General features: G+C 61.9%; 22 protein-coding genes. 10 read left to right on the top strand and 12 right to left on the bottom strand.

The genetic code is table 11. The features are described 5' to 3' along the window. Positions 1–24 precede the first annotated feature (24 nt). The 6 genes from ACWF6P_RS05710 to ACWF6P_RS05735 form a co-directional block, all read right to left on the bottom strand. Complete coding sequence (locus ACWF6P_RS05710; RefSeq protein ID WP_452620323.1) at positions 25–807, bottom strand: 1,6-dihydroxycyclohexa-2,4-diene-1-carboxylate dehydrogenase; 783 nt, start codon at positions 805–807, stop codon at positions 25–27. Then, positions 804–2,357, bottom strand: a complete 1,554-nt coding sequence (benC, locus tag ACWF6P_RS05715; protein WP_452620324.1) for a benzoate 1,2-dioxygenase electron transfer component BenC — start codon at positions 2,355–2,357, stop codon at positions 804–806. Before benC ends, ACWF6P_RS05710 begins: the two co-directional genes overlap by 4 nt. 31 nt (positions 2,358–2,388) lie before the next feature. After that, a complete protein-coding gene (gene benB / locus ACWF6P_RS05720) occupies positions 2,389–2,898 on the bottom strand; it encodes a benzoate 1,2-dioxygenase small subunit (RefSeq protein WP_378542102.1) in 510 nt (169 codons plus the stop codon). A gap of 11 nt (positions 2,899–2,909) precedes the next feature. Beyond that, on the bottom strand, positions 2,910–4,307 hold the full coding sequence (gene benA, locus ACWF6P_RS05725) for a benzoate 1,2-dioxygenase large subunit (RefSeq protein ID WP_452620325.1): 1,398 nt from the start codon (positions 4,305–4,307) through the stop codon (positions 2,910–2,912). 259 nt (positions 4,308–4,566) lie between these two features. After that, on the bottom strand, positions 4,567–6,195 hold the full coding sequence (locus ACWF6P_RS05730; RefSeq protein ID WP_003939685.1) for a 4-hydroxyphenylacetate 3-hydroxylase family protein: 1,629 nt from the start codon (positions 6,193–6,195) through the stop codon (positions 4,567–4,569). A gap of 11 nt (positions 6,196–6,206) precedes the next feature. Continuing rightward, positions 6,207–6,776, bottom strand: coding sequence for a flavin reductase family protein (locus ACWF6P_RS05735; protein ID WP_452620326.1), 570 nt, complete (start codon positions 6,774–6,776; stop codon positions 6,207–6,209). A gap of 273 nt (positions 6,777–7,049) precedes the next feature. Here ACWF6P_RS05735 and ACWF6P_RS05740 point away from each other — a divergent pair, with 273 nt between their 5' ends. Continuing rightward, on the top strand, positions 7,050–7,988 hold the full coding sequence (locus ACWF6P_RS05740) for an AraC family transcriptional regulator (RefSeq protein WP_007729772.1): 939 nt from the start codon (positions 7,050–7,052) through the stop codon (positions 7,986–7,988). Here the strand turns inward: ACWF6P_RS05740 and ACWF6P_RS05745 are convergent. After that, positions 7,985–8,755 (bottom strand): IclR family transcriptional regulator, encoded by a 771-nt coding sequence (locus ACWF6P_RS05745; protein WP_378447374.1) that lies wholly within the window; start codon positions 8,753–8,755, stop codon positions 7,985–7,987. The genes ACWF6P_RS05740 and ACWF6P_RS05745 overlap by 4 nt on opposite strands. Positions 8,756–8,954: 199 nt before the next feature. On the opposite strand from ACWF6P_RS05745, the gene catA reads away from it, so the two are divergent. The 6 genes from catA to ACWF6P_RS05775 all read left to right on the top strand — a co-directional run bounded on the left by catA (position 8,955) and on the right by ACWF6P_RS05775 (position 14,164). After that, positions 8,955–9,794 carry a catechol 1,2-dioxygenase gene (gene catA, locus ACWF6P_RS05750; protein ID WP_378628397.1) on the top strand — a complete coding sequence of 280 codons (840 nt, stop codon included), beginning with the start codon at positions 8,955–8,957 and terminating at the stop codon, positions 9,792–9,794. 29 nt (positions 9,795–9,823) lie between these two features. Continuing rightward, positions 9,824–10,945 carry a muconate/chloromuconate family cycloisomerase gene (locus ACWF6P_RS05755; RefSeq protein ID WP_452620327.1) on the top strand — a complete coding sequence of 374 codons (1,122 nt, stop codon included), beginning with the start codon at positions 9,824–9,826 and terminating at the stop codon, positions 10,943–10,945. A gap of 13 nt (positions 10,946–10,958) precedes the next feature. After that, a complete protein-coding gene (gene catC, locus ACWF6P_RS05760) occupies positions 10,959–11,240 on the top strand; it encodes a muconolactone Delta-isomerase (protein WP_138870757.1) in 282 nt (93 codons plus the stop codon). Positions 11,241–11,246: 6 nt separating this feature from the next. Continuing rightward, entirely contained in the window at positions 11,247–12,164 is a 918-nt protein-coding gene (locus tag ACWF6P_RS05765) for a helix-turn-helix domain-containing protein (protein WP_452620328.1), read from the top strand. Between the two features lie 153 nt (positions 12,165–12,317). Beyond that, positions 12,318–13,781, top strand: coding sequence for a benzaldehyde dehydrogenase (locus ACWF6P_RS05770; RefSeq protein WP_452620329.1), 1,464 nt, complete (start codon positions 12,318–12,320; stop codon positions 13,779–13,781). 17 nt (positions 13,782–13,798) lie between these two features. After that, positions 13,799–14,164, top strand: coding sequence for a hypothetical protein (locus ACWF6P_RS05775; RefSeq protein ID WP_452620330.1), 366 nt, complete (start codon positions 13,799–13,801; stop codon positions 14,162–14,164). Positions 14,165–14,185: 21 nt separating this feature from the next. Here ACWF6P_RS05775 and ACWF6P_RS05780 read toward each other — a convergent pair whose 3' ends face one another. Together ACWF6P_RS05780 and ACWF6P_RS05785 are read right to left on the bottom strand one after the other, a co-directional pair. Further along, positions 14,186–14,815: a response regulator gene (locus ACWF6P_RS05780; protein WP_452620331.1), complete on the bottom strand. Its 630-nt coding sequence runs from the start codon at positions 14,813–14,815 to the stop codon at positions 14,186–14,188. Beyond that, on the bottom strand, positions 14,812–15,999 hold the full coding sequence (locus ACWF6P_RS05785; RefSeq protein ID WP_452620332.1) for a sensor histidine kinase: 1,188 nt from the start codon (positions 15,997–15,999) through the stop codon (positions 14,812–14,814). The genes ACWF6P_RS05780 and ACWF6P_RS05785 overlap by 4 nt, the downstream gene beginning before the upstream one ends. Positions 16,000–16,168: 169 nt before the next feature. Here ACWF6P_RS05785 and ACWF6P_RS05790 point away from each other — a divergent pair, with 169 nt between their 5' ends. Continuing rightward, positions 16,169–16,759 (top strand): GlcG/HbpS family heme-binding protein, encoded by a 591-nt coding sequence (locus tag ACWF6P_RS05790; protein WP_378628406.1) that lies wholly within the window; start codon positions 16,169–16,171, stop codon positions 16,757–16,759. A 245-nt stretch (positions 16,760–17,004) separates the two neighbouring features. Next, positions 17,005–17,955, top strand: coding sequence for an alpha/beta hydrolase (locus ACWF6P_RS05795; RefSeq protein ID WP_452620333.1), 951 nt, complete (start codon positions 17,005–17,007; stop codon positions 17,953–17,955). A 58-nt stretch (positions 17,956–18,013) separates the two neighbouring features. On the opposite strand, the gene ACWF6P_RS05800 is transcribed toward ACWF6P_RS05795, so the two are convergent. From ACWF6P_RS05800 to ACWF6P_RS05810, 3 genes are all read right to left on the bottom strand, one after another. After that, on the bottom strand, positions 18,014–19,129 hold the full coding sequence (locus tag ACWF6P_RS05800) for an NDMA-dependent alcohol dehydrogenase (RefSeq protein WP_452620334.1): 1,116 nt from the start codon (positions 19,127–19,129) through the stop codon (positions 18,014–18,016). Between the two features lie 79 nt (positions 19,130–19,208). After that, positions 19,209–20,936, bottom strand: coding sequence for a PucR family transcriptional regulator (locus ACWF6P_RS05805; RefSeq protein WP_378648884.1), 1,728 nt, complete (start codon positions 20,934–20,936; stop codon positions 19,209–19,211). 77 nt (positions 20,937–21,013) lie between these two features. Then, on the bottom strand, positions 21,014–22,423 hold the full coding sequence (locus tag ACWF6P_RS05810; RefSeq protein ID WP_378531016.1) for an ABC1 kinase family protein: 1,410 nt from the start codon (positions 22,421–22,423) through the stop codon (positions 21,014–21,016). Between the two features lie 132 nt (positions 22,424–22,555). Between ACWF6P_RS05810 and ACWF6P_RS05815 the strand changes: the two genes are divergently transcribed. After that, positions 22,556–22,975, top strand: coding sequence for a MerR family transcriptional regulator (locus tag ACWF6P_RS05815; RefSeq protein WP_378531018.1), 420 nt, complete (start codon positions 22,556–22,558; stop codon positions 22,973–22,975). Positions 22,976–22,977: the final 2 nt, after the last annotated feature.

Genomic DNA, 22,977 nt, shown 5'->3' on the forward strand with positions numbered 1-22,977 from the left:
ATCAGGAATCGGGGGAGGCTGGATTCAGCCGAGGTCGCCACCGGCGACGGGCAGAACCGTTCCGGTGACATACGAAGCCTCATCGGAGGCAAGGAAAGTGATAGCGGCAGCTTGTTCGTCCAGGGTGCCGTAACGCTTGAGCAGCGACGAGTCGACGGTCTGGTCGACGATCTGCTGGTACCAGGCCTTCTCCTCGTCGGTCTCGGCGCCCGGTCCGCGTGCTACGACGCGTGGTGGCGCCTCGGTTCCGCCGGGAGCGGTTGCCACGACACGTATTCCGTACTGCGCGACTTCCATCGCCAGTGCAGCGGTGATCGCGCTGACTCCGCCCTTGGCCGCCGCGTAGGGAACACGGTTGACGCCGCGGGTGGCGACCGAGGAGACGTTGACGATGGTGCCGCTCGCCTGCTCGATCAGATGGGGCAGTACCGCACGGCACGTCCAGAGCGTGGGGAACAGCGATCGTGTGACCTCGGCTTGTATCTGCTGCGGTGTGTAGTGCTCGTAGGGTTTGGCCCAGATGGTGCCGCCGACGTTGTTGACCAGGACGTCGATGCGTCCGAAGCGCTCCAATGCGGAATCTATTGCATGCTGGGCACCTTCGAACGTCTCGAGGTCCGCGGTCACCGAATGGGAACGTTCCAACGGTGTCGCGATGTCGTGAACCAGTTCGGCTCGATCCACAAGCGCGACGGAACCGCCTTCTGCGGAGACTCTTTCGGCAACGCTGCGCCCGATCCCCTGAGCCGCTCCGGTGACGACCACGACCCGGTCGTCGAACCGGCCGGCGAAGAATCTCGCGCTCACGACGCCACACTTTCCCGAGCGTCAGTGATGGCCCGGTGCATCGTCGACTTGGCGTGTTCGCTGTGCTGGACGATCAGATCACGGGCCGAGGCGCGATCATTCTGCTCGAATGCATGCACTATACGTGAGTGATCCTCCGCGACATGCTCGTCCACCCAATCGGCGGTGCGGAGCACGCGGTTCATCAGTTGTGTGACCTCGAGACGGTGGTATGCCTGCAGCAGCACATCGTTTCCGGTGCAGCGGAAGAGGAAGTCGTGGAACAGGGCATTGGTTTCGGTGAATGCCGCTGCGTCCGTGAAGTGATCGCGGTCGATGGAAGTGGCCGAGTTCTCCGCCAGAATGCGGTACTCCGTCAACTGCGCCGGAGTGAGGCGGCCGATCGTGAGTTCCATTGCTCCGAGTTCGAGTGCCATCCGCGCGTCGAACTGTGCGTCCGACTCCGCGACCGGCAGATGTTCTTCACCGATCTCGTACGTGTCGGCCGCAGATTCGTTGGCCGAGGCTGCCGGTGAATCAGCCGGTGCTGCCGCGTTGTTGAACTTCTCGAAGTAGAAGTTCGCGGGTGTGATCGAGACGTCCTTGAAGTGCAGACGTACGGCTTCAACCATCGGCGGCGGGCCGCACAGGTAGACGTCTACGTTGCCGTCGTCGAGGTGATCGGACTCGATCAAGCCCGTGACATAGCCCTTGTTCGGGGCTGTGCTGTCGGGATCGGATACGCAGTAGTCGAAGGTGAACTGGGGTAAAGACTCCGCGTAGCCGTGCAGTGTGTCGATCCCGACGAGATCGGTGTCGGAGCTGACGCCGTAGACCAGATGAACAGGCCGAGTGGAGCTTTCGGTACGCATCTTCTCCAGTATGGAGAGCAGCGGGGCCAAGCCGGTTCCACCGGCAAGCAGTAGGGCTCTCCGTTGACCTGACCGGAGGAAGAAGCTACCCATCGGGCCGGTCAGTTCGAGAGTGTCACCTATCTGCGCACGCTGACTGAGATACTCGGACATCAGACCACCCGGGGTGATCTTGACCAGGAACGACGCCGACTCGACCTCGGGGCCGGTGCTGAACGAGTACGACCGCGTCGCTTCGGTTCCGGGAACGAGGATGTTCACGTACTGACCGGGGAGAAAGACCAGATCTGGCCGGTTGTCGACTTCGACGGTGAAACCCACAGTCGAATCCGAATGGCGAATGATCTCGGTGATCGTGGACGTGTACGAACCGGCAGTGGTCTTGGCGACCGCCGACGTGGTGGGAATCTGCAGCACGAGATCTGATTCCGGCACCATCTGGCACGGAAGGCAGTATCCCTGCTCGGCCTCGTCGTCCGTCAGGGCCTCCTCGATGTAGTCGCCGGCGTCGAAAGTGCCTGACTCACAGAGTGACTTGCAGGTGCCGCAGGCTCCGTCGCGGCAGTCCAGCGGAATGTTGATTCGTGCGCGGTACGACGCGTCCGCGACGGTCTCGTCGGTGTTGCATTCGACGAAGCGGGTGATGCCGTCTTCGAAACTCAGGGCTACTTGAAAGGTCGGCGCAGCTTGAATACTCATGGGAAACAGCTCGATTCGAAGGGAAGTCGTGTCAGAAGTGGTAGATGTCGACCACGTGATGGATGTAGTCGTTCTTGAGGACTACCTTCTTCTTCATGATCAACGGCTGCTCGCCCGAGAAGTCGATCGTGTAGTGCGAGGTGCCGAAGTAGGTGTCGACGGTGTTGTAGCGGAAGTACAGCGTGAACCAATTGAAGCGGACGTCGACGACGAAGCCGCGTTCGTCGATCACTTCCACGTTGGTGATGTTGTGGCCGGTGCGGGGCTCGGGAAGGCTTGTCGCGCTGGAACGGTCAGTCCTGATTCGGAACACGCGGTCCTCGATACCGCCTCGATTCGGGTAGTAGATGAGCGAGATCTCCGCGTGCGGGTCCGTGGTCAGCTCGCCGTCGTCGGCCCACGCCGGCATCCAGTACTCGGAATCGGGGTGGTAGCACTCGATCCACTTCTCGAACTCGCGATCGTCCAGATGGCGAGCCTCACGGTAGAGAAACTGCTGCACTGTTTCGAGGGCTACGGCATTGGTGGTGGTGACAGTCATGATGATGGTCCTCAGATGGTCCGGGCAGAAGCGGCGTGCTCGGCATCTACGGCCGCAAGCATGGCGTCGCGCCAGTATCCGTGCTGAATGGGATACAAGCCTTCGTCCTCGGTCTTGGCTCCGCTCGAGAGCACGCGATTCATGCCGAGATCCTTCGCGACGTCGTTCGGACCGGGAATCTGGTGTGTGACACCACGGCTGAGGTCGTTCCACGGGGCGCCGGCTGCCTGGTAAGTCTTCTGGCAGGAACGGAACTCTTCGAGATCGTCCGGGGTGGCCATACCGCTGGCGTTGAAGAAGTCCTCGTACTGACGGATGCGGTTACTGCGTGCTTCGGTGCTCTCTCCCTTGGGAGCGATGCAGTAGATGGTGACTTCGGTCTGGTCCACGGAGATCGGACGGAAGTGCCGGATCTGGCTGCTGAACTGATCCATGAGGTAGACGTTCGGGTACAGGCAGAGATTCCTCGACGCACCGACCATGAATTCGGCTTTCTTGGAACCGAATTGAGCTTCCAGCTCCGCTTTGCGTTCGAACAGTGGACGGTCCTCGGGATTTCCCCACCACATCCAGAGCAGGAGGTGGCCGTAGTCGTAGGAGAAGTATCCACCGCCTTGCTTGCCCCAGGTGCCGGCATCCATTGCTTTGGTCTCGTTGGACGATTCACCGGCGGTGCGGCGAGCGGTGGTAGCAGCGTAGTTCCAGTGCGTCGAGGACACGTGATAGCCGTCAGCACCGTTCTCGGTCTGCAGCTTCCAGTTGCCGTCGTAGGTGTAAGTGGAAGCGCCGCGCAGGACTTCGAGTCCGTCGGGTGATTGATCGACGATCATGTCGATGACCTTCGTGGTGTCACCGAGGTGCTCTTCGAGTGGAAGTACGTCGGGGTTGAGGCTGCCGAAGAGGAAGCCGCGATAGTTCTCGAACCGCGCCACCTTGGTCAGGTCGTGTGAGCCGTCTTTGTTGAACTGTTCCGGATAGCCGCCGGTGCGAGCGTCCTTGGCCTTGAGGAGCTTTCCGCTGTTGTTGAAGGTCCAGCCGTGGAACGGGCAGGTGAAGGTGGTTCGGTTGTCGGTCTTACGGCGACAGAGCATCGCACCGCGGTGGCTGCATGCGTTGATCAGCGCACCCAATTCGCCGTCCTTGTTGCGGGTGATCACGATGGGCTGACGGCCCATGTAGGTGGTGAAGTAGTCGCCGACATTCGGGATCTGGCTCTCGTGCGCGAGGTAGATCCAATTGCCCTCGAAGATGTGCGTCATCTCGAGTTCGAACAGTTGCTCGTCCGTGAAGACGCTGCGCCGCACCTGGTAGCGGCCGGTCTCCGGGTCCTCGACGAGCGCGTCGTCGAGGGCAGCGCGGATGTTCGCGAACTGGTCGGTGCCGCGGGCAGCGTCCAACATATCCGTCATGGGTGTCCTCCAGATAAGAGTGGGCGCCGACCGAGAAATCCGAGGGCAGTCGGACAAAGTCGGCGGGACCCGCTTTCCGGACGGGGCTGCGTCCGGTACTGAATTCACCTTGACATCGTGTGTCTCGGGTCACACTAGGCAATTGCCTAGTCCTGACCAAGGGTGCAGTGTTCGTCGAATTCTGCTGATGGGCCGTGCCTGCTGAAGACGACGACGAGGGCGGACTCGACATCGCGAGTCCGCCCTACCGCCGAGTGGGCTACCGGTTCTTGAAGAAGGAGACGTCGTCGTTGCCGATGAGGTCAGGGACCGTCCAGCCGTCGAGGTCGTATTCACTCAGGCACTGCTCGGCCAGTCCCTTCATGGAACTTGCGTGTCCACGATTCTGGGCTGCGAACAGCAGTTCGGCTTTGACGTTCTCGTGATTGCCGGAGTAGTTGCGCTCGTAGAGTTCGTGTCGACCGCCGAACTCGGTGCCGATCGAATCCCAGAGCGCCTTCATGACTTTCACGCGGTCCACGGCGGTGATGCCGTCGGAACCGCGAACGTACTTGTCGAGGTAGGGACGCACGTCCGGGCTCTTGAAGTCGAGTGAACTCGAAGGCAGGTAGATCAGGCCTGACGCGACGTCCTGTTCGATGATCTCCTTGATCCGCGGGTACCCCTGGATCATGAACATTCGATAGGTGAGGCCGTACTCGAGCTTCGGGATCACCGAATCGCCGACCCACTGTTCGGGATCGCGTGCCATCGATTCGGTTAACGACCAGAAGAGGTTTCGCCACCCGATCACCTCACCGACACGGGTCTGGACTCCGCGGAAGCCGCCGGCGCCGGTGGCTTCGAGTGCCTTCATCAACAGTCCGGCGATGAAGTCGAGTTTGACGGCCAGGCGAGTGCAGCCCTGAAAGGTGAAGCGCGGCAGGAATCCCGATTGAGGGAAGAATGCGTTGATCCGGTCGACGTCGCCGTACATGAAGACGTTCTCCCACGGAACCAACACCTTGTCGAAGACGAAGATGGTGTCGTTCTCGTCCATGCGACTCGACAGCGGATAATCGAACGGACTGCCCATCACCGCAGCATGTTCGGTGTACGAGGTGCGGCAGATCAGCTTCACACCCGGTGCGTCCATCGGTACCGTGCAGATCAGGGCGAACTGCTTCTTCTTGATCGGCAGACCGTAGTGAGCGATGAAGTTGTAGTTCGTGATCGCCGATCCGGTGGCGACCACCTTGGCTCCGCTGACGATCAAACCGGCGTCGGTTTCCTTCTCCACCTTCATGAAGACGTCGCCGACTTCGTCCGGTGGAAGTTGGCGATCCACCGGGGGATTGATGATCGCGTGGTTCCAGTACAGAACCTTCTCCTGCGATTCGCGGTACCAGCGCTCGGCGTTGTCCTGGAACGGTGCGTACAACTCCTTGTTGGCGTGGAGGGTTCCCAGGAAACTTGCCTTGTAGTCGGGGGAGCGGCCCATCCAGCCGTAGGTCATACGTGCCCACGTCGCGATGGCGTCGCGTTCCTTGAGCAGATCAGCCGAGGACGTCGGAGTGCGGAAGAACGGCATGGTGACACCGCCGTTGCCCGTGTCCGTCGGAACAGTCAAGGCGTCCACGTGCTCGCCCGTGTGCAGAGCGTCGTACAGCCTTGCGGTCATGCGGATCGGATTCCGGAACGCGGGGTGCGTCGTGACGTCCTTGACACGATCACCGTGAAGCCAGATCTCGCGACCGTCCTGCAGGCTCGAGATGTACTCGTCACCGGTCATGGGCCGCGTGGCGAAGTTCTTCGTGCGGTTGGCTTCGCAGTCGGCGGCCGGATTGACCTGTGGCGCTCCGGAATCTGCGGGATCGACGCCGGTGGGAGGAATTTCGGTGGTCGTCATGGCAAAACCTTTCAGATCGTTTGGGGTGCGGGCTGAAGATGAATCGGGGTGAACGAAGTGGTGGCGTCGAACCAGCCGCTGTGGGGGTCGTCCTGACTTCCGCTCCAGACTGTGGTCGACGAGGTGGCGCCTAGATCGTGAAAAGTGCTTCGGTAGAACAGAAGCGGATCCTTGCCGCTCGACTGTGCGTCGACGATCTCGCCGATGAAGATGATGTGGTCACCGCCGTCGTACTCCTTCCACGGGATACACGAGATGGTTGCTGCGGCGCCGTCGAGCAAGGGAGCGGTCGGTCCGTCGATCCACCTCGGTTCGGTGCGCTGCGGTCGGCCGGCAAAATGCATGGCCGTGTCTACTTGGTCGGAGGCAAGGATGTTGACCGCAAACGGCGCGTTGCCGAGGTAGCCGCAGGCCTTGGACTTGCGAGTCATCGTGATCTGGCACAGCCGTGGTTCCAGGGAAATGGCCGTGAATGCGGTGACGGTGGCTCCGTGCGGTTGACCGTCGGCATTGGTACAGGTGATGACGGTGACGCCGCTCGCGAATTGACCGAAGATTCCTCGAAGCTGATTTTGTTCCATGACCGGACCTCCTTGTCGGATGGCGGTTGAGTGAAAGTGCCGCGAAGTGCGGGAGGGAAGGAGTGGGCGACTAGCGCCGGGAGTGAAGACGAACGTACGGCGGGCGCAGCCTTCGGTCGATCCGTACAGCGCGGTGGCTATCCGGATTGCGCACCCGATCGCGGCCCGTACCCGTTTCCCCTTGGAAGTGACCGGGGACACAGTGTTCAATGATGTTGAGCGCCCTTGCTCGGCAATGTGGCTGGTCACGGGTTTGGAAGGTGAAGAAGGACGATGGTCGACTCCATGATCGGTACAGCTCCCCGCGACTGGGACGAGGCGTGTCATGCGGTTTCCGACGCCTATTTTCCGCACACGCTGACGCCGTTGTCGCGGCATGCGGCCAGTGGAGTCGGGGTGTGCACCACCGAGTTGGGACCGCTGAGAATCGCTCATATTCGGTGGGGAGCAGACGTCGCCGTCGAATCCGATCATCCCGGCGCCTATGGGGTGAACATCCCGCTCTCGGGCGAGCTCGAGTCGGTGTTCGCGGGCTCGCACGTGCTCTCGACGCAGGGTGTTGCGACGGTATGTCCACCCGACATCACCACAAGAATCACGCGGTGGAGTGCGGACTGCGAGATCGTCGGAGTCCGGATGGACCGTCAGTACCTCGACCGCGAGATGGAAAAGGTTCTCGGCAGGCCCGGAATGCACTTGCCTGATCAGGTGGATCTTCGGGGAGACGACGGGGCCAGATGGCTGAAATTTGTTCGCTCACTGTCGGATCAGATACTCGGCCCGGTCGGCGTGCTGCACAACGAACTGGTGGCAGGTCAGCTCTCCGGCGCCGTGGTCACGGCATTCGTCCTTGCTGCAATGCCTGAAAGCGAGGACGCGGTGCGACACGCCAGGCCACGCATCGTCAAGCGGGTGCTGGACGAGATGCACGACGACCCGGCCCGCGTGTGGACCGCAGCGGAGATGGCCGAGGTGGCGGGCGTCAGCGTACGGAGATTGCAGGAGGGGTTTCGGCAGTACGTGGGCCGGAGTCCGTCGGAGTGCCTGCTCGACATCCGTCTCGAGCGGGTCCATGCAGATCTGGTGGATGCCGACGACTCGACGACGGTCACCGATGTCGCTGTGAGATGGGGTTTTACGCACACCGGACGGTTCGCGTCGTCCTTTCGGCGTAAGTACGGATTGCTGCCTTCCGAGGTGTTGAGGCGCTAGCTTCGGTAACCCATGTCCGCGCTGAGTTGGTTTGCCTTCTCGACGAGGAAAGGCGCGACGTCGGCGCGGAAGGCTTCCGGGGTTGTTCGTCCGGCCGAGGTCGAGCACGCTGTGACTCCGACGACGCTTCCGCCGGCGTCGCGGACGGGGGCGGCGAGGGAAATCAGGCCGTCTTCCAGTTCCTCGGACGTGAGCGCGTATCCCTGCTCGCGCACCACCCGAAGGGCGGTATGGAATGCGCCTTCGTCGGTGATCGTGGTGGGCGTGAGGGCGTCGAACGTGGAGTTCGCGATGACGTTGTCGACGATTTCGGTTGGCGCCCAAGCTAGCAGGGCCCGACCCATGGAGGTGGCATATGCAGGCACTCTGGTGCCGACGCTGACGTTGATGCTCATGATCCGCCGGACGGGTACACGGGCGGCGTAGACCACGTCGACGCCGTCGAGCACCCCGAGCGACGCCGACTCGTGGGTGTGTTCTGCGATCTCCAGCAGGCGAGGGAGCGCCGCCTCCGTCAAAGCATGTGATGCCGAGAAGTGCTGCCCGATGCTCAGAACGCGCGGGGTGAGCGACCACCGACTGTTGTTACCGGTGACGTATCCGAGCTTCTGCAGCGTGAGGAGGATGCGCCGGACCGCTGGGCGGGAGAGACCTGTTTCGGCGGCAAGATCGGCGAGCGACGGGTTGGGGTTCTTCTCGTCGAAGGCCGTCAGCACAGCAAATCCACGCTCGATGCTCTGGATGTAATCGCGATCGTTCTCGCTCACGGAATGGCCTTTCATCTGCGGGTATGCCCGATCGACGCCTTCGAAGGTTGACAAACCTTGTGACTGGGCGCACAGTACAAGCGTACGCAGAGCGTAACAGATGTACGCACAGCGTACAACCCAAACTTGGGGAGCCGACTCAGCCCAGCAGTACGGCACCCACCCGGTAACAGCCACATACGGCCCCGAGGAGGACCACATGACCACTTCCGAGAGCCCCACCGCAGTAGGTTCGGGCACTGCCGCCACCGACAAGTTCCTCCAGGAACGAGTCAGCGCGGACACCCCGCCCGAGCGCGTCTCGGCCATCGCCAAGGACGTTCTCGAGGCACTCGCCGGCGTCATCGACAAGCACGGCATCACCTACCCCGAGTACCGCGTCCTCAAGCAGTGGCTCATCGACATCGGCCAGTTCGGCGAGTGGCCCCTGTGGCTGGACGTCTTCCTCGAGCACAACGTCGAAGAGGTTGCGTACCGCGGCCAGCACGGCACCAAGGGAAGCATCGAAGGCCCGTACTACGTCGCCGACGCCAAGACGTTGCCTGCCAAGTGTGAACTTCCGATGCGTGACAACGAGGTTGGATCGAAGCTGGTCTTCGAGGGCCAGGTTCGCGATCTCGACGGCAAGGGGTTGAGCGGTGCAACCGTCGAACTCTGGCACGCGGACGACGAAGGCTACTACTCTCATTTCGCGCCGCACATCCCCGACGGCAACCTCCGCGGAACGATCGTCGCCGACGACGAGGGGCGCTTCGAGATCACCACGATTCAGCCTGCGCCGTATCAGATCCCGACCGACGGCCCCACTGGCTGGTTCATCGAGAAGGCCGGCTGGCACCCGTGGCGTCCGGCTCACCTGCACCTCATGGTGAAGGCTCCCGGTAAGCGCACGATCACCACCCAGCTCTATTTCAAGGATGGAGAGTGGATCGAGAACGACGTGGCAACGGCGACGAAGCCCGAACTGATTCTCGATCCGAAGCCGGGTGCTGACGGAACCAACCGGGTCACATACGACTTCGTGCTCGATCCGGCCTGATCCACAACTGCTCAATAGAAAGTGATTTGATGACAGACCTGTCGATCGTCTCCATCGAGACGACCATCCTCGACGTTCCTCTGGTTCGCCCCCACAAGTTCGCCACCACGTCGATGACGGCGCAGCCGTTGTTGCTGGTCGCGATTCGCACCTCCGACGGAGTGATCGGATACGGCGAAGGTGTCGTTCCGGGCGGGCCGTGGTGGGGCGGCGAATCGGTGGAGACGATGCAGGTCATCATCGAGAAGTACATCGCGCCGGTGGTGGTCGGCAGGCGCGTGGATCAGATCACCGCGGTCATGGCCGACATCGAAAAAGTTGTCGCCAATGCACGATTCGCGAAGGCCGCCGTCGACGTGGCGCTGCACGACGCCTGGGCTCGTAGCCTGGGAGTCCCCGTGCACACGCTGCTCGGCGGGGCCTTCCGTGAGAGCGTCGACGTCACGTGGGCACTGGGCGCGGCGCCGGCGGCGGAGATCATCGAGGAAGCTCACGAAAAGCTCGAAGCCCGACTCAATTTCAGCTTCAAACTGAAGATGGGCGCACTCGATCCTGCCGTCGATGTTGCGCGCATCGTCGAGATCGCTCAGGCGCTCGACGGTCATGCCGGTGTCCGCGTCGACGTCAACGCGCGGTGGGATCGCTTCACCGCACTGCGGTACCTGCCTCAACTCGCCGAGGGCGGAGTCGAACTGATCGAACAGCCCACTCCGGCAGACCAAATCGAGGTCCTCGCCGAACTCAGCAGGCTTCTACCAATTCCGATCATGGCCGACGAGAGTGTGCAGACCCCACACGACGCTCTGGAAATCGCTCGCCGGAGCGCCGCGGATGTCATCGCCCTCAAGACCACCAAGTGCGGTGGCCTGCAGCGCAGCCGCGACATCGTCGCGATTGCCAAGGCCGCGGGTATCGCGTGCCACGGTGCGACGTCCATCGAAGGTCCGATCGGCACAGCAGCTTCGTTGCACTTCGCGTGCGCCGAGCCGGGAATCAACTTCGGAACAGAACTTTTCGGCCCTCTGCTCTTCAGTGAGGAATTGCTCCAGGAACCCCTGAAGTATTCCGAGGGTCAGTTGCACCTCCCCGCCGGGCCTGGCTTGGGAGTCGAACTGAACATGGACGCCGTCAAGACCTGGACCAGGAACTAGAGGAAAAAGGAACATGGCACTCTTTCACGTTCGGATGGACGTCGATATTCCGCGCGACCTGGATCCGGAAGTTCGCGCCGATACCGTCGCGACGGAGAAGGCGTACTCACAAGACCTTCAGCGCCAGGGCAAGTGGGTTCATTTGTGGCGAATTGTGGGGCAGTTCAGCAACATCAGCATTTTCGACGTCGAGTCGGCTGACGAACTGCACGAGATTCTCTGGAATCTCCCCTTGTTCCCGTACATGAGCATCGAGGTCATGCCATTGACGCAGCACGGATCTTCGATCAAGTAGCCCGCCATGTCTGCCGTGTCTGCCACACCTCCGGGCCTGCTGGAATCTGTGCAGCAGTGGCACTGCGAGATATCGGATACCTTCGGTGGCCTGTCCCCCGAGAGCTCCGTCGATACCGCACCTGTGGGCACGGTCAGCGGCGTAAGTCTCGGGGACGTAGGCGCTTTCGACATCTCCGGTTCACCTCAGATACTGCGGCGGAGCACGCGCGCAGCAAAGCGAGACGGTAGCGATCTGCTCAAGATCTGCACGGTCCGAACCGGGCGAGCGACCCTGCGCCAATCCGACCGCGAGTTGACGGCCCCGCCCGGCGGGATGATTCTCTACGACGTAGAGCGTCCGTACGCGTTGCGTTTCGACGGTCACTGGTCGTGCACCGTCATGACGGTACCGCGCGGCGCAATGTGCCTGACCGAACGAGAGCTGAATTGCGCGCTCGCGCGCATCCACGACGGCCGGCGCGGATCCGGTGCATTGCTGCAGAACTTCATCTCGGGCGCTGTTGCATCGCAGGTAGACGGCAGCGCCGCAGGACTTCTCGGAGATGCCGGAGTCAATCTCGCTGCGGCAGTCCTGGTGCAAGACTTTGCGCCCGCGACACCCGGAAGTTCCTCGCGTGAGGCGATCTTGCGATATGTGCTTCGGAATCTCGATGTACCGGACCTCTCGGTCGCGTCGATCGCCGGTGCGCTGCACATGTCACCGAGAACAATTCAGCGTCATTTCGGCGACGGGGGTCTGACCCTCAACGCGCTGATCCGTCGAGAACGGTTGATCCGTGTACGCCGCGATCTAACCGACGTCTCATTGCGCGATCACTCGATCTCCGTCCTGGCCGCGCGATGGTGTTTCCATGACGCACCGGCATTTTCGCGTGCGTTCAAAGCGGAATTCGGTACGGCGCCGTCGGAAGTACGTCACTGATCTGTCGCATCCGAACAACAAACGTGTCCGATCACGACAACTCGGAGCCCGAATACCGGGGCAGAGTGTGTTCCAGATCGCTTTTCAAGCTCGCGAAGAGCTCGGGCCCGCGAACAGCGAGGGCCGCAGCGGAAGCTACGAATCGAGGAACTCATGACGAATCTGCTCGCTCATCAGCAATGGCACGGAAAGATTTTCGACGGCCAATGGATCGACGGGGGCGGTGACACCGTCGAGTCCGTCGAACCGGCTACCGGCGAGGTGCTCGGTGTGATCGGGACGGCGACTGTTGCGGATATCGATCGAGCGGCACACATCGCGTCGGCCGCGCAGCCGTCGTGGGCGGCCACGATCGGGCAGGCCCGAGCTTCGGTGATCCGTAAGGCGGCGCAGATTTTGGAAGCCGAGCGAGCCGAGGTGGAGCGCTGGTTGATTCGTGAAGGTGGCTCCGTACCAGGGAAAGCCGCGTTCGAAGTTGATCTTGTCATCTCCGAACTGTGGGAGGCGTCGGCACTGCCGACACAGCCGTTCGGACACCTCCTGCCTGCCAGCCAGGAGGGGCGTACGAGCATCGGTCGCCGGGTGCCCCTGGGCGTAGTCGGCGTGATCAGCCCGTGGAACTTCCCGCTGCTCCTCGCCATGCGCGCTGTCGCACCCGCCTTGGCGCTCGGAAATGGCGTCGTTCTCAAGCCGGACGTTCAAACTGCGATCAGCGGTGGCGCGGTCATCGCGGAATTGTTCACGGCAGCAGGTCTTCCGGAAGGTCTCCTGCATGTGCTCGCCGGTGACGCGGAGCCTGGTCAGGCATTGTGCGAGAGCCCCAGCATCGCGATGGTGTCCTTCACGGGTTCGACCGCCGTCGGCCGTCAGGTCGGAGCAACAGCCGGACGCACGCTCAAGCGTGTCTCGCTCGAGTTGGGCGGGAACAATGCTCTGATCGTCCTCGACGACGCAGACCTCGATGCCGCGAGTTCGGCGGGTGCGTGGGGATCGTTCCTGCATCAGGGCCAGGTCTGCATGACCGCGGGCCGACACATCGTGCTGGAGTCGGTCGCCGATCAGTACCTGGACCTGCTGGCCAAGCGTGCCTCGGTCCTACCCGTCGGGGATCCCAATACAGGCAACGTCGCTCTCGGTCCGCTCATCAACGCGAGGCAGATTGCCAACGTCGATCGAATCGTCCAGGGCACCAAGGCGGCCGGCGCCGAAATCCGCGCCGGTGGAACCTACGAAGGGCTGTTCTATCAGCCGACCGTCCTGGCCGGTGTCACCTCGGACATGCCTGCGTTCCGCGAAGAGATTTTCGGACCCGTGGCGCCCGTCGTGGTCGTCAAGGACGAAGACGAGGCCGTCAGACTTGCCAATGACAGCGAATACGGTCTGGTAGCGGCCATTCAAACAGGATCGGTGGAACGCGGCGAGCGGATCGCGGACCGTCTGCGGACCGGCACAGTGCACATCAACGATCAGACGTTGAACAACGATGCCTATGCACCATTCGGCGGTGCGGGTGCCTCCGGAAACGGCGCGAGATTCGGAACTCAAAGCAGCTGGGACGAATTCACCACCTGGCAGTGGCGAACCAGCCGGCCCGCCGCCCAGACCTTCCCGTTCTGAAGTCGAAAGGAACTCCGATGCACACCATCTCGGCTCACGAGCTTCCCGTCGTGTTGCAGGACGGCGAATTCGAACTGCGAATGCGAGAAGAAGGCGACATGATCGTCAACTTCGTCAAAATGCCTGCCGGAGCCAACTTTGCCGAACCGTTCGCGCATTTGGAAGGTGGGCGCTGTCAATGTCCGCACTACGGATACGTCTTGAAAGGCAGGATCTACACAGATTCCGAATCGGGTCGGCAGATCTACAATGCGGGAGAGGTCTTCTACTGGGCACCCGGTCACGTTCCCGGCGCGATCGAGGACGCGGAGTACGTGGACTTCGCTCCGAAGGCCGAATTCCTCGAACTGATCGACGGAGTACGTGAGGCGATGGGTGACTGAGCTGTTCGGCCCTTACCGAGGTCAGCGTATTCCGTCGCGGCGCAATGCGACGGACACTGCGGCAGAGCGGGTATCGACGCCGAGCTTGGCGTAGATGTGCCCGAGGTGGGTTTTCACAGTCGCCTCGCTGATGAAAAGCGCCTTGCCCAGCTCGCGGTTGGTCATCCCCTCGGCGAGCAGGCTGAGCAGTTCGGACTCACGCGCGGTGAGCGCTTCCTGCGGGCGCTGCATCTGCTGGACAAGACGAGAGGCCACGGTAGGGGAGAGAACGCTTCGCCCGGCAACCGCGCCGCGCACCGCTCCGAAGATCTCGTCGGGAGTCGAGTCCTTGAGTAGATAGCCGATGGCACCGGCGTCGACGGCCCGTACGACGTCGGCGTCGGTGTCATAGGTCGTGAAAACGAGTACGGGAACATCGACCCCGTCGTTGCGAAGCCGTTTGATCGCTTCTGCACCGTGCATGCCGGTGCCCATGTCCAGATCCATCATCACCAGATCAGGCGAGGCGGAAGGTATCGCCGTGGCCGCTTCCTCGCCGGACGATGCTTCGCCGACCACCTCGACGTCCGGCTGAGTGTCCAGCAGCGCTCTCAGCCCGGCGCGCACGACCAGATGGTCGTCGACGAGGAACACACGAATAGAGGTGGTCATCGGATCCTCCGTTCGAGCGGGAACTGGGCCGCGACGACGGTGCCGTCTCCTGGTGCGCTTTCCACGGTGAACGATCCGCCGAGCTGAGCCACGCGGCTCCGCATCGCACGTAGGCCGTATCCACCGTACCGAGAATGGTCGGTGAGTTTTCCCGGATCGAAGCCGACGCCGTCGTCGAAGATGTCTACGGAGACGGAGTCGTCGAGATACGTGATCGTCACGCCCGCTGTTTCGGCGCGAGCGTGGCGGGCGATGTTGGACGACGCGCTCGAGACCACTCGCACGATGGCGTGAGCCACGTCCGGCGACACGGCGACCGGTTCGCCCACAGTGCGAACCCGAACATCAGGGGTGAACTGACGGGCGGCGGCAACGACCAGGGCGTCGAAATCAGCGGGGCCACCTTTGGCCGGTGCGAGGTCATGGACGAGGTCGCGGCTCTGCATCAGGCTCGTGCGGATGTTCTCTGTCGCGGCATCGACATCGGTTCGAGACGGCGAACCCGTTGTATTCCACGTTTGTTCGGCTGCCTCGAGCCGAAGTAGGGCGCTTGCCAGTCCCTGAGTAACGGTGTCGTGGATCTCGCGAGCGAGGCGCTCTCGTTCAGCGGCAACGCCGGCAGCCCGTTCGGTATCTGCCAGTGCCGACTGCGCTTCCGCCACCTGGCGCAGAAGCCGAAGGCGTTCTCGGGCATCACGTTCCATCTGACCGTACGCGGCCGCGACCAGTGCAGCGGTGCACAGAGGTCCAAGTAGGGTCACCAATTCTGCGCGACCGGTGACCCGGTAGAACGCGATACCGGCGAGGACCCCCAGGATCCCGACGAGGGGGTAGGCGATCTTGCTCGGATACAGACGAATGCAGAGGAAGAGAACCGGGAAGGCGCACCACGCGAAACTCGGTGCAAGCCAGACCAACGCTGCCCACGTGCTCAGTACCGGCCACATCCAGAGCCGTTGGCGAACCACCTCTCGCGAGGACACCGTAGCCATGACGGCGTAGAGCAGGGCGAGGACCACGGCCAGGACGAGCACCACCCCGAACCGACCGCTGGTGCCGTGGACTGCGACGTACCGAACGCCGGACGTGGACAGCAGCACGAAGAACGACGCGTGGATCGCATACGCCAACGGACCGCGTAGGCCGAGGTCGGCGTCGGCATCCGTCGTGGCTCCACTGCTCATCCCTCGAATGTTACGGAGTGCGCCTGGCCCTCGTATCAACCATTCGGATGACATCTAGGTAGCCGTTGTGGGCACTGTTCGCCACCCGAGCGCCCGATGTGCGGACCCTCACCGGAACGCGACGCTGTAGTGGACGGTTTCGAACCACTCGACTGAAAGTGTGCCCATCATGAACCACCGCATTTACACACGACTGCCCCGGACGCTTGCTGTCGCCATTCCGGTTGTCGCGATCCTTGCGAGCGCCGCATGCTCGAGCACCGACACACCGGTGGCGAACGCATCGAGCACGACGTCGATTACTGCCACGCAGCAGCCTGCTGCGAGCGGCGATTCGGCAGTTGTCACTCAGAATCGACTCAGCGCCGACGCAGCAGTGACGGCTGCCGGTGCAGCGCTGGCGAAATGCCGCGCCGACGGTCTCGGCTTCGTCACCGTCTCCGTCGTCGACCGTGCCGGCAATGTCATCGCCATGGTGCGCGGCGACAACGCAGCCCAGCACACGGTGGAAGCCTCACGCGAGAAGGCATACACCTCTGCGGCTTTCGGAGCCGACACCAGTGACCTCTTGCAGCGTACCAAAGGCGAAGGATCGACCATCGCCGACCTTCCCGGCACTCTCTTCCTTGCAGGTGGAGTCACATTGAAGGCTGGAGCCGGGTCGATCGCCGGTATCGGCGTCGGTGGCGCTCCAGACGGAATGCAGGACCAAGCTTGTGCCGCTGCTGGGCGAGACGCGATCGCTTCGATGCTCGGCTGAGTGAGCGCAGAGAGCGTGCTTCGTGAATTGTGCTTTTCGCCACCCGGTTTCGCTCGGCATGACAGTTGTCCGTTTGCTGCGATGACCTCGGCTTTGTAACACCGAAGACCCCACAAAGGGACAAACACGTCGACAGTGGAACCGACGATGCACTTACCGGAGCAGTTTCTTCATGCGCAGTTTCGGGGAAAGACACAACCTTGCAGAGAATCAGATTCACGTTGCCCGAACGCAATACACGGCGGGTGCGGGTGCTCCTAGCGGCGTTGTTGTCGATATTCCTGCTCGGCGGTATGTTCGGTCCGACCGCCGCGAGTGCTACTCCGGCGCGCTCGGCGCCATGGGGTGGTTACGACGAGTTGTGGGTCCCGTCTTCGATGGGAAACATCAAGGTTCAGGTGCAGTGGGCCGCGCGCGGTGGCAACGCCGCGCTGTACCTGCTCGACGGTCTTCGCGCGCAAAACGACAGGAATGCCTGGAGTTTCGAAACGAACGCACTCGATCAGTACCGCAACGACAACATCACTTTGGTGATGCCTGTGGGCGGCGAGTCGAGTTTCTACACGGACTGGTACGCGCCGTCGAACTTCAACGCCCAGCCGATAACGTACAGGTGGGAAACATTTCTCACTCGTGAGCTTCCAGACTTTCTTGCAGGGTACGGTGTTTCGCCTACCAACAATGCGATTATCGGGTTGTCGATGGGTGGTAGCGCGGCATTGAATTTGGCTGGGCACCATCGTGATCAGTTCAAGTTCGCAGGCTCGCTGTCCGGGTACATAAACATTTCGGGGCCGGGCATGCGTGAAGCGATCAGGGTAGCGATGTTCGATGCCGGGCGGTACAACGTGGACTCGATGTGGGGCCCGCCGTGGTCGTCAGGCTGGCTTCGCAACGACCCGTTTGTCAACGCGGAATCGCTTCGCGGACTGTCGATGTACATTTCGTCGTCCAACGGCATCCCTGGACCGTACGATCACCCATCTGCGCCGATCGACTACTTCCACACGGCGACGGGCATGGGTCTAGAGGCGCTCTCGTGGGTGCATGCGCGTGCATTCGAGATTCGTCTGAAATCCTTGGGAATCCCAGCGACGTACAGCTTTCCGCCCGCCGGAATTCACTCGTGGCCGTACTGGTCTGCTGAATTGTGGATGGCCAGAGGACAAATCCTCGACACCATGAACGCTTGGTGAAGCCGTAGTGAGGATCTCTCCGGACTTGCTCTCGATCGAAAGTCCGGAGAGAACTCGCTCAGAAGGTGATGATCCCGCGAAGATTGCGACCGGCATGCATGTCGGCGAAGCCGTCGTTGATCTGGTCGAGGGTGTACCGGTTGGTGATCAGTTCGTCGAGTTCGAGTTTGCCGCTGGTGTAGAGATCGATCATCCAGGGAATGTCGGCGGTGGGATTCGACGCGCCGAACAGGGATCCTTGAATTCTCTTCTGGTACAGCGTGAGTTCCATCAGGCTCACGGGTATTCCGACGTCCGTCATCTTCCCGAGGCCGGTGACGACGCATGTTCCGGCCTTGCGGATGGACGAGAATGCTTGCGCGACATGTTCTCCGGTGGTGACGCCGACGGTGACGATGGCGGAATCGGCGCCCTGGCCGTTGGTGAACGAGCGCGCTATGTCGGTGGCTTCCTCCATGGTGGCGACGGCATGGGTGGCGCCCAACTTCAATGCACTGTCGCGCTTGAAAGCGACCGGGTCCACCGCGATCACGTGGGCGGCGCCGGCGTGCGAGGCTCCCTGTACCGCGTTGATTCCGATTCCGCCGACCCCCATGACGATGACGGTCTGCCCGGGATACACCTGAGCGGAGTTGACGGCGGCGCCCCAGCCGGTTCCGACGCCGCAGCCGAGCAGGCACAGAGCGTCGAGTGGCAGATGCTTGTCGACCTTGACCGCCGAGAGAGTGCTGACCGTGGTGTATTCGCTGAAGGTGGACAGGCCGCAGGTTTGTGCGACGGGTTGACCGTCGAGAGACATTCTGTAGCTCGAGGTTTCGCCTGGCCTGCTGCCGGTCATGATGGCGGCGCCGTTGTCGCAGAGGTTCTGGATTCCGCTTGCACACCAACGACAACGGCCGCAGGCGGCGAGGAAAGAGAACACGACATGATCGCCCTCGGACCACCCTTCGGTGTTCGGCCCGACCTCGACGACGATTCCGGCGCCTTCGTGCCCGCCGCAGATGGGGTAGCGGCCAACGCCGTGGTCGCCGCTGGCGAAGTGGTCGTCCGAGTGGCACAGGCCGGAGGCGACCATCTTGACGGTGAGTTCGCCGCTACGGGGTGAGTCGAGTTCGAGGTCGACCACCTCGTATGTGCCTGGTGCTTGGCGAATGACGGCTCCACGAGTGCGCAAGGTATCTCCTGAGGTGAGAGTTGTTCTTCGGCTTCCTCAGTTGTCTACTCGAGAGTTCGAGACGGGCCCGAGATCCGTCTCACTGATCGGACGTTTCGTACCGCTCAGACTCGTCCGGGGTGCGTCCCAATATGGCGAGTTGCAGTTCGGTGAGCAGGCGCGTGTCCGGCTCGTCCAACGAAATGCCCATGATCTGTTCAGCGCGCCGGATGCGGTAGCGCAGCGTGTTCGGATGCACTTTCAAAGAGGATGCGGCCTTCTTCACGTCCCCGAAAGCTGTCAGGTAGGCAGTGAGCGTGAACTGCATGTCAGAGGTGTTCTTGTCGTCGTAGGAGATGAGTCTGTCGATACGAGGGTCGCGCAATCGCTCGTGATCAGCGACGAGGTCGAGTATCTCGCCCAGCAATACCGCGGTGCGCGACGCCGCGAGGGTGGTGACCTTCGAGGTTCCGTGATCATCGGTGGTATCGAGCACGCGGTCCACTTCTCGACGCGCCTCGGGTACGCCGTGCAACCGCGCGATCGGCACTGCGACGGCCGCGCGGACGCTGATACCCGCACGTCTTTCGAGCACTCGCACGGTGTCGTAAGCCCAGTCGCTGATCGCGACCTCGTGCTCGGCCTGCGGGAACAGCACGTAGATCCGGTTGTCGATGATCGTCGTGACGGCATCGTGGCGAAATGCGCTGGCACGCAGGCGCAAGGCGTTGGTGATTCGATCGAGATTCGATCCGGGTGCAAGTGATGTCGCAAATCCGATGACCGCAGCCGGTCCGTCGGTGCTGATGCCGAACGAGCCGGCGAGTGAGTGCATGTCGACCCCGCCGGAGCGAACGCCGAACAGCCTTTCCACTTGGGCGTTCTCGCGGCTGGAGGCGTCCAACGACCGCATGAGAATGCGCGCGGCGACAGCGGCGGCGCCGCGCAATACCGCTCGTGCGTCGTCGGAAAGAGGTCCGGATGCCTGCTGTATCCAGATGCTTCCGAGATTATGTTGGTGCGCAACGGAACCCGTCGGCCCTGGCTGGCCGGGCCGGGTAATGCTCACAGCCAGACGGTGTGCGGCGCCGATGCTCAGCTCGGATGGCAGACTGATGACCTCGTCCGAGCGCCTGAGATGCTCGAACACGCCCCTTTTCTCGATCCATTCGGTGTATTCGATCGGCCATTCCCGGCCGAGTATGGAGAGCTGACGAAGCTCGTCTTCGCCCTCGTGAGCAGCAGAATATGCAATGACGTGCAGTGCGGTGTCGTCGATCGTGACGAGTCCACCGGTCAATTCGGCGATCGTTTCCGAGAGCGCGAACAAATCGGAATCACCGCCTGATACAGCGCCGGCGGCGGCTCGCGAACGATACAAGCTCTGCGTCAGAAGACGTTGTACAAGCGAATAGACGTGGCCGGAACTGGCCTGCGGATGGACCGCGGCCACGGCGATACCGATGCTACGTGCGGCGGTCAGTACCGCCGTCGCCTCGCGTGCATTTTTGACGAGCAGGAGCTTCGGACGACGCCTTGGCGGCCTGCCCTCGAACTTTCGCAGCCATTGCGTGAGCGTCGATTCGGGAACCCCGACGGGAAGATAGATGTCGGAGATCGCACCTCGGCTGTCGGTGCCGTCTATGTCGGAGGACTCGACGAGGGCGATCGAACGGATTTCGACATCAAGCCCGTCCGGGCTTTCCAGTAGCTCGATCACGGACTTGTCCGTGGAATGCATGAGGGCGCCGAGGGTGGTGCCGACACGCGGCCCGTTACTCCTCGGACCTGTCGTCGCTTGCGGGAGGGCTACAGAAAGTGGCTGCACATTTGCTCCTCGGCCGGTGGGTCATTACAGGCTAACCCCGCCAGACGAAATGCAGAATAAGGAAATAGGGGACAAATTTATTCGTCAGGCATGATGATGCCGAGTTCTCGGGCCTTTTCGGCGACTGCCTCGGGAAATACGTTCTTGAACAGATAAAGGTCTTGTCCGATCACCCAACCAGGTGCCAACGCCGTCGCATATCGCTCGAAGTATCCGAGTTGCTTTCCGAAAAGAACCAATTCCTCTGGACTCGCAACACCCCACTGTTTACCCAATTGAATCAGCGCCATGATCAGCTCGCTGAGCTTGAGTTCACCCAGATCGCGGCCGAGGATCGGAGCTAGAGCAGTGGCGACCTGCATACCCAGTTGGGCGTCGTCGACTTCGTAGTCGGTTGCATAACCCAAGGATCGAATTCCCCGGGCAACGCGGGCGAAATCTCCGTCGACAATCGTTGCGCGGAACATATCGGAGAGTATCGATCGCCACGTTTCCGGAAGAACACCGACAATGCCGAAGTCGAGCATTGCTATCCGGCCGTCATCGAGGACCCACAGATTCCCGGCGTGTACGTCGCCGTGGAAAGGACCGTGAACGATGACTGATTCGAGCCAGACCTTCACACCGCGCCGGATCAACATGCGGGCTTCGTCGATTCCGTCCGGACCGGCGACGAATCGATCGAGCGGAACGCCCCGCATGCGTTCCATACAGATGACTCGGGGGCCGCAGTAATCCCAGTAGACCTCCGGCGTCGTGACTCCCTTGTTGTCGCCGAACGCACTGATGTTGTTCCGGAAAGTGGTTTGCCGGTCGGCCTCGACTGCACTGTTCAATTCCGTCATCGTTGCGTTGTGCAGATCGCGAATGATGGCGGTGGCATTGGCAATTCGAAGGAACTCGACAAACTTCTCGAGGATGTTCGCACCCCAATATGCCGCCCGCAGGTCGATCAGCATGCGCGCATAGATGTCCGGGCGCTGGATCTTGATGACTGCCTCTCGGCCGTCGTGCAGAACGCACGCGTGTACCTGCGCAACCGATGCCGCTGCTAGAGGCGCGTCGTCGAATTTCGCGAACAGTTCGTCCACGGAGTAACCGAGGTCCTCCTGCACGACTCTTCGGGCCTGCTCGGCAGGGAAGGACGGAACGTCGTCGAGGCAACGCAGGCACGCATTGGCGACCGGGGCCGGGAACAGGCCGGACGACGACGCGACCAGTTGACCGAGCTTGACGAAGGTGGGCCCCAGAGCGATGAAGCCGTCGACCATTCCGTCGGAGGCAGCGTCCGCCCAGGTGCGTCCACGCTTGCGGAAAGGCCACACGATCAGCGCCAGCATGATCGACGTGGACAGCACGACGGCGATGATCGCGGAGCGCCACAACTGGGCGAGGCCGAAGCGTTCCAGGTCCGGCATGCGGACCTCGAGGGCAGTGGCGGGCACTCCCGAGGAGTACGGCCCGACAGGTCGCGTTGGATCCAGCACAGCTCTCCCTCGTTCAACGAGCGCATCCAGCATTTTGCCGTGAGATCACCTACGTGACCCCTTCCGTTAGTCAGTATGCCAAGTCACACATAACTGCCGGAACCGCCCACGCATTCAGCCTACGATCGGTGAATGCGTGAGCACTTGATCCCGATCGGCGAGGTTGCAAAATCGTTCGGAATCGCGGCGTCGACCTTGCGGTACTACGAGGATGAAGGCTTGCTGTCCGCGCGGTCGCGAACCGGCGGCAAACGCTGGTACGGGCAGTGTGAGCTGCGACGGCTGGCATTGATCCGGATGTACACCGAGACGGGAATGTCCTTGGAACAGGTGCGCTCCTTCATCGAAACCGACACCACGTCCGAGCAGTTCTCCGCGGTTCTCGCGGATCAAGTTTCGGCACTCGAGGCACAGATCGCCGCCGCTACGCGAGCGAAACTGATTCTCGAGCATCACCTGACGTGTCGGCAAGAGCGTCCGATGCAGTGTCCGTGGTTGCTCGAGCAACTCGACATTCGCGTAGAAGCGGCGCTTGACTTCAAGTTGACTTGAAC

It is taken from the genome of Rhodococcus sp. NPDC055024, from assembly GCF_053608585.1.